This window comes from Erwinia sp. V71 (assembly GCF_965644245.1).
Lineage (GTDB): Bacteria > Pseudomonadota > Gammaproteobacteria > Enterobacterales > Enterobacteriaceae > Erwinia.
Genome location: NZ_CBFFRK010000182.1, coordinates 1 through 5,813, shown reverse-complemented (window position 1 = coordinate 5,813; position 5,813 = coordinate 1). Strand labels below are relative to the sequence as shown.

At 38.6% G+C, this 5,813-nt stretch carries 4 protein-coding genes and 1 pseudogene; 4 read left to right on the top strand and 1 reads right to left on the bottom strand.

The window, feature by feature from the left end:
- The first annotated feature begins 315 nt into the window (after window positions 1-315).
- The 3 genes and pseudogenes from ACSZO1_RS21480 (at window position 316) to ACSZO1_RS21470 (ending at window position 3,271) form a co-directional block, all read left to right on the top strand.
- Window positions 316-687, top strand: coding sequence for a porin (locus ACSZO1_RS21480; RefSeq protein WP_437616284.1), 372 nt, complete (start codon window positions 316-318; stop codon window positions 685-687).
- 116 nt (window positions 688-803) lie between these two features.
- Window positions 804-1,580: pseudogene (locus ACSZO1_RS21475) on the top strand (porin); the annotation flags it as partial.
- A 326-nt stretch (window positions 1,581-1,906) separates the two neighbouring features.
- A complete protein-coding gene (locus tag ACSZO1_RS21470; RefSeq protein ID WP_437616282.1) occupies window positions 1,907-3,271 on the top strand; it encodes an MFS transporter in 1,365 nt (454 codons plus the stop codon).
- Between the two features lie 110 nt (window positions 3,272-3,381).
- Here the strand turns inward: ACSZO1_RS21470 and ACSZO1_RS21465 are convergent, their stop codons facing one another.
- Window positions 3,382-4,302, bottom strand: a complete 921-nt coding sequence (locus tag ACSZO1_RS21465) for a LysR family transcriptional regulator (protein WP_437616280.1) — start codon at window positions 4,300-4,302, stop codon at window positions 3,382-3,384.
- A 255-nt stretch (window positions 4,303-4,557) separates the two neighbouring features.
- Between ACSZO1_RS21465 and ACSZO1_RS21460 the strand changes: the two genes are divergently transcribed.
- Complete coding sequence (locus ACSZO1_RS21460) at window positions 4,558-5,733, top strand: ROK family protein (protein ID WP_437616278.1); 1,176 nt, start codon at window positions 4,558-4,560, stop codon at window positions 5,731-5,733.
- The last annotated feature ends 80 nt before the right edge of the window (window positions 5,734-5,813 follow it).

Here is a 5,813-nt window from a genome sequence, read left to right as displayed (position 1 = left end):
CCGGCAGCCTTCAGTGGTCTTTGCAGAGTTAAGACAGGCGGCTTAGCGTTGCACTTCGAACTTGAATCCGCCCTTAAGTCATTACTATCTTCTAGTGGAGTGGATTTTTATTAGAAACATATACCGGTATCTTCTATATATTGGTTATAAGTAACTGTCTTAGTCCAAAGTAAGATAGTTACTTGCTGAGATTTTTTATCGCTCAAAATATGATTATTATAATAATTAATTTTTATGATTTGAAAAAATAATGAACAGAGATGGCTTTTTCCCAATTAAAAATAAGTAAATTAATGATGATACGTGAGGGTTTAAATGATGAACATTTGCTCTAATAAATTATACGCTCTGGGTGTTCTCGCACTGTTTTATACTGGCGTAGCTAATGCCGCCATGATTTATGATAAGGATGGTAACAAAGTTGATTTTTATGGGAAACTTGTTGCTAAAGGGAAATACAGTTTTTCAGGAGGACATACCCATAAAGACTCTGGTTTTGGTTCTATTGGCTTTAGAGGACAAACAAAGATCAATGATGAATTAACTGGGTATGGCCAATGGGAGTATCGTGCATACACAAACTCTTATGAAGGGAATGAGAGTACTGAAACACGTGTGGCTTTTTCTGGTCTTCAGTATGGAAAACTAGGGAAGGTGCGATTTAATCATTCAAAGTTCTGTTCATGACTACAATGATTGCCGTTCATCTATCGTTTTCAGTGTTTTGGGCGGTTCTTTGTTCATTTACCATACGATGACAGGACGAAAAAATGGTTCCCATCGAATTAATCGCACCTTCCCTAGGCTCCATTGATTATGGTCGTAATTATGGCATTGTCTACGATGTTGAGTCCTTCACTGATGTAGCTCCCTCTCATTCGGCAATGACTTGGGGCGGTAATTATGGTGACAACTTCATGACCAGCCGTGCCGGGGGAGTGCTAACTTACCGTAATTCTGATTTATTCGGTACAGTCGAAGGTCTACGTTTTGGTGTTCAGTACCAAAGTAAAAACGAATATAACAACGTGAATACGTCCAATGGAGATGGTCTGGGATATTCGATTGGTTACGATGCTGGAAATGGGGTTAGTTTAATAGCTGCATACAGCAATTCTAACCGTACCTTAAATCAAAAGCTTGATGGAAAAGGCGATAAAGCTGAGTCATGGGCTGCAGGTATTAAATACGACGCAAATAAAATCTACTTGGCTAGTGTCTATGCTGAAACGCGTAATACCACCCGAAGTGGAAATGGTGGTTCCGCTGGTTTTGCCAATAAGGCGGAAAATTTTGAGGTGATTACCCAGTACAAGTTTGATTCAGGTTTTCGCCCTTCTCTGTCTTATGTACAAACAAAAGGTAAAGATCTCACCGCTAGCGGTACATTCAATGGTGGTGATGCTTATATGGCTAAGTTTATTGAGGTTGGCATAATTTATTTCTTCAACACAAACTTCAAAGTTTATGCAGATTACTATATCAATCTGCTGGATGAAAATAATCCATATATCCAGTCTGTTGGTGGTATGAATGGCACTGATGACGTATTAGCAGTTAATGCGACATATTATTTCTGATTGCCATTTTTAAATCTGATTTCAACTCTTAGAGTTAAGCTGTTTGCTGCAATGGAATAATAAAAAAATATACTTTGGTGCTTTGTGTTTTTAAATGGACGATGACGAGGATATTTAAAATCATTGGAGACATAAAACTCAGAGAGGTTAAATAACAATGTTTTTTAAAACATTGACTTCATGTAGTAGTTAAAATCGCCAGTGATTTTTAAAGAATGAGAGGCATAATGACTATACCTCTCAGTAATCACTATAAATTTATGGTTTGTGTTTATGCAGCTATTTTTTAGTTGTGTAATTATCACTACACTATGAGATGAACGATGATGAATCAAAATACGCTGAGTGCTTTTCTGGATAACAGTAAGTCCACCAGATTTCATAAGCTATTATTAGGGCTATGTACGTTTATTATTATATTTTCAGGTTATGAATTGTCTGTTTTTGGGGCGATAGTTCCAGTCGTAATCCGTGAGTGGAAAATTAGCCCAACAGAGATTGGCTTTATCGGTAGTTCAGCAATGTTCGGTATGATGTTTGGTGCAATTGTTTTAAGTTCTCTTGCCGATAAATTTGGTGTTAAGAAATTATTGATTGTATCGATATTTATTTTTAATTTTTTCATCGTCATGGCAACTTTCACTGAAAGTGGACTGATGTTTGGTCTTTGTCGCTTTATGGCAGGTGTTGGAAGTGGCGGTGCAACTCCGATCGTGATTTCCTTGTTGACTGAATATTCACCGAAAACAAACAAAGCGAAAATGGTTGCAGTTGCCATTTGTGGCAATCAGGTTGGTGGTATGTTAGCACCTTTTGTTGCTATTCATATTATGCCTGAATATGGCTGGCAACCCGTTCTATGGTTATCTGTTTTACCGCTGATATTGATTCCGTTATTCATTAAATTAATACCTGAATCAGCTCGTTTTCTGGCTAAAACTCAGCAGTCAGAAAAATTAAACAGCATCCTCGTAAGAATCGATAATGATTACGAGAAAAAGTTAGCAGCAACTGAGCAGGTGCTAATTAAAAGTGATGATGGAAATAAACCGGCTGAGAAAGTTTCGTACTTGAATCTCTTTAGCAAAAAATACTTTGTCGGTACTGTATTTATTACTCTTATCTATATTTGTGGCCTGTTGACAATAAATGGTGTAAATATTTGGTTACCGCAGGTTATGAACCAGAATGGTTATGCATTGGGTTCAAGCTTAACATTTTCAATTGTGCTGAATTTGGGGACATTGATAGGAACTATTCTGTGGGCGGTGACAGTAGACAAAGTTGGCTTTAAAGTATTGATGCCTCTTATTTACATTGCTGGCTCTGTCAGCCTGTTCTGCATGGGAGTTAAGGTTAATCTGATTGTTATGTATTTGTTTGTTGGTTTAATCGGTATGTTTGCTTTTGCAGCACATTCTTTGATGAACTCGTTTGCATCACAATACTATCCCGGTGAAATCAGGACCACAGGCGTAGGTTTGGCAAATGCGACAGGTAGGGTTGGCGGGATGCTAGGACCAATCGTCGGTGGTATGCTGCTGACTGCAAATGTTTCTATTACAGTTTGGTTCTTAACATTTGCAATCCCAGGTATTGTGGCAGCCTTGTCCATGGTAATAATCAATGTGCATAAAAAATACATTGAAAGGAAAAATATTGTTCAAGATAAAGTCATGCTTGGCGGATAGGACGCTTTAAGTCATCAACATATTGGGGAAGAGAGAACAATACTCTCTTCCCTTTTTGAGTACGGTAATTATAGGAATAATGAGTTTTAATAAATTTAATTTGGAATTCACTAGCTCAATGGGTCTATTTCAGACACTGAAGAATGCATGACATTTCTTAACCATTGAATGCCTAAGTCTCCATCATGATGCCGGTGCCATTGAAGTTTCATATCGAAAGGGACGGTGTTCACCGGGCATGGAAACAGTGTTATCGGTAAGTATTTAGCATAATACCGTGCAAATCTCTCATGGACAGTTGCGATCAAATTCGTACCAATTAGTTGAGTCATTAGCATACTAAATGACGGTACTACAATATCTATTCTACGTTGATAACCTGATTCGCTTAAAAATACTTCGTCCATCGCCCAGCCAATCATTTTGCTAAACCTGGCAACGATATGTCCGCTAGTTAAATAGTTATTGAGATCGATACCAGTATTGCATAATGGATTACCAGACCATACGACACAAACAAATTGATCGTCGAACAGGAATTCTGACGGATGCTGCGAGGAGACTAGTTTAGCTGGTGTGACAATTAAATCAATTACACCAATATTGAGATACTCGCTAATAGGGCCATCAATAATAGAAGAAATATCCAGACGAATATGTGGTGCTTTTTGTTGAATTAGTGATATAGCGTTATTCATTACAACGGTAGCAGAAGCGTCAGATATGTTTAATCTAAACGTTCGAGTGGAAGTCTCAGGATCAAATTTTTGATTTTTATCGACGATAGCTTCACATTTGCTAATGACATCATGTACTTCCTCTGCAAGCATCTCTGCAAAAGGAGTGAGCTCCATACGCTGGCCGACTTGAACCAACAATTGGTCGTCAAAAAATTCTCTAAGCCTTGACAGTGCCCCTGAAGTTGCGGACTGGCTCAAATGTACTCTTTCACCAGTGCGAGTGACATTACGTTCAGCCAAAAGCACATCAAGAATAATCAAAAGGTTGAGATCTAAACCACGGAGATGCATAAAATATCAGGCCATTTAACTATTTTGTTTGGATAAAAGTACCATTTCAAGGTGAATTAGTCGAGTTGAAATGTCTATACATCGCTAGCATACTTTCCCCTGCTGCAATGTTAACTATCTCACATTTTTAGTGATTAATGCTTTCCGCTGGATGAACTTTGTCTATTTTAGTACGAGCACACTTCAACATTGCACAAACGCCTTGATAACAATAAAATCGAATAAAACCAAAAGTCTAAATTTGAGGTGCCAGGCGTGAAGACAGAGAATAATAACTCTAAAAAACAAAAAAGCACCTTTTTGGTTAGAGAGTTATTGCTTACAGAAGGACCACAGTCTCAGGCATCGATATCCCGTAAAACGGGATTATCACCCGCAATGGTTAATTATGTTGTTAAACAGCTTATAGAGCTCAACGCAGCCGATATCCATTGGATTAACGGGAGGGAAGGGATCGTCTCATTAACTTCAAAAACAGGTCGTTACATTTCGATTCTGGTAAATCTTGATAAGATTAGCGGATCGTTGTTTGTTTTTGAATCTGAGTTAAAAGTAGATTTCGAATATATAATCACTCAGGACTGTTCTCAAGAAAATAATCCCGATACTGTTATCAAACTACTTTCTGGTGTTCTTAGTAAATTAAATCTTTCGTTCAATGATATTTCCGGTTTGGCTATTAGCATTGTTGCGCCTTTAGATGTTGAAAGTGAAGCTATAATTTCCTGGTCTGCAGGGCGACTGCCTGGATGGCGTGATATAAAAATAAAATCCTTCTTTGAAGATAAATTTGGTTCCACAGTCGTTGTTGGAAACGACGCAAATCATTCTACATTGGCTGAATGGACATGGGGCGTTGGCCGGGGTATTGAGGATTTTGTCTATATAGCATGCTCAAAGCAGATTGGTGGGGGGATTATCATCAATAATCATCTGTATAAAGGCAGTAATGGAATGGCGGCTGAATTTGGGCATTTGATTATTGATAACGTTGGGCCAGTTTGTTTCTGTGGTTGTCGAGGGTGCCTTACGACTTTTATTTCAGAACGTGCGATTATAATGAACCTCTCAAAATCGGAGAGTTATAAAAATTCACTTCAGGAGATTATCTCTGCAGCTGGTGAAGATGATGCTGCGTGCCAACGAGTATTGCTTGAGGCTGGAAAGGACCTTGGTAAGGCCCTTGCTAATATTGCAAAAATATTATCTCCGGGAATGGTTGCCATTGGTGGTGATTTGGCAGCGGCTGGCCCGCTATTTTTTGATAGTGTTATCGCTACTATCGATGAACATAACCTGGGTACAGTATCGCAAGCTATTGATTTCAAGACTGCGAAAATAGTTCATCAACCTGAAATTCTCGGTGGGCTTGCTGCCCTATTGGCAAAAAAAAATCAGGGAATTAGCGATCTCCCTGATTGGATTAAATAATTGAAGGGCGGATTCAAGTTCGAAGTGCAACGCTAAGCCGCCTGTCTTAACTCTGCAAAGACCACTGAAGGCTGCCGGAA

Excerpts from the sequence above, each read along its gene's own strand:
- ACSZO1_RS21480 (WP_437616284.1), top strand. The coding sequence starts at position 316 with ATGATGAACATTTGCTCTAATAAATTATACGCTCTGGGTGTTCTCGCA.
- ACSZO1_RS21470 (WP_437616282.1), top strand. The coding sequence starts at position 1,907 with ATGAATCAAAATACGCTGAGTGCTTTTCTGGATAACAGTAAGTCCACC.
- ACSZO1_RS21465 (WP_437616280.1), bottom strand. The coding sequence starts at position 4,302 with ATGCATCTCCGTGGTTTAGATCTCAACCTTTTGATTATTCTTGATGTG.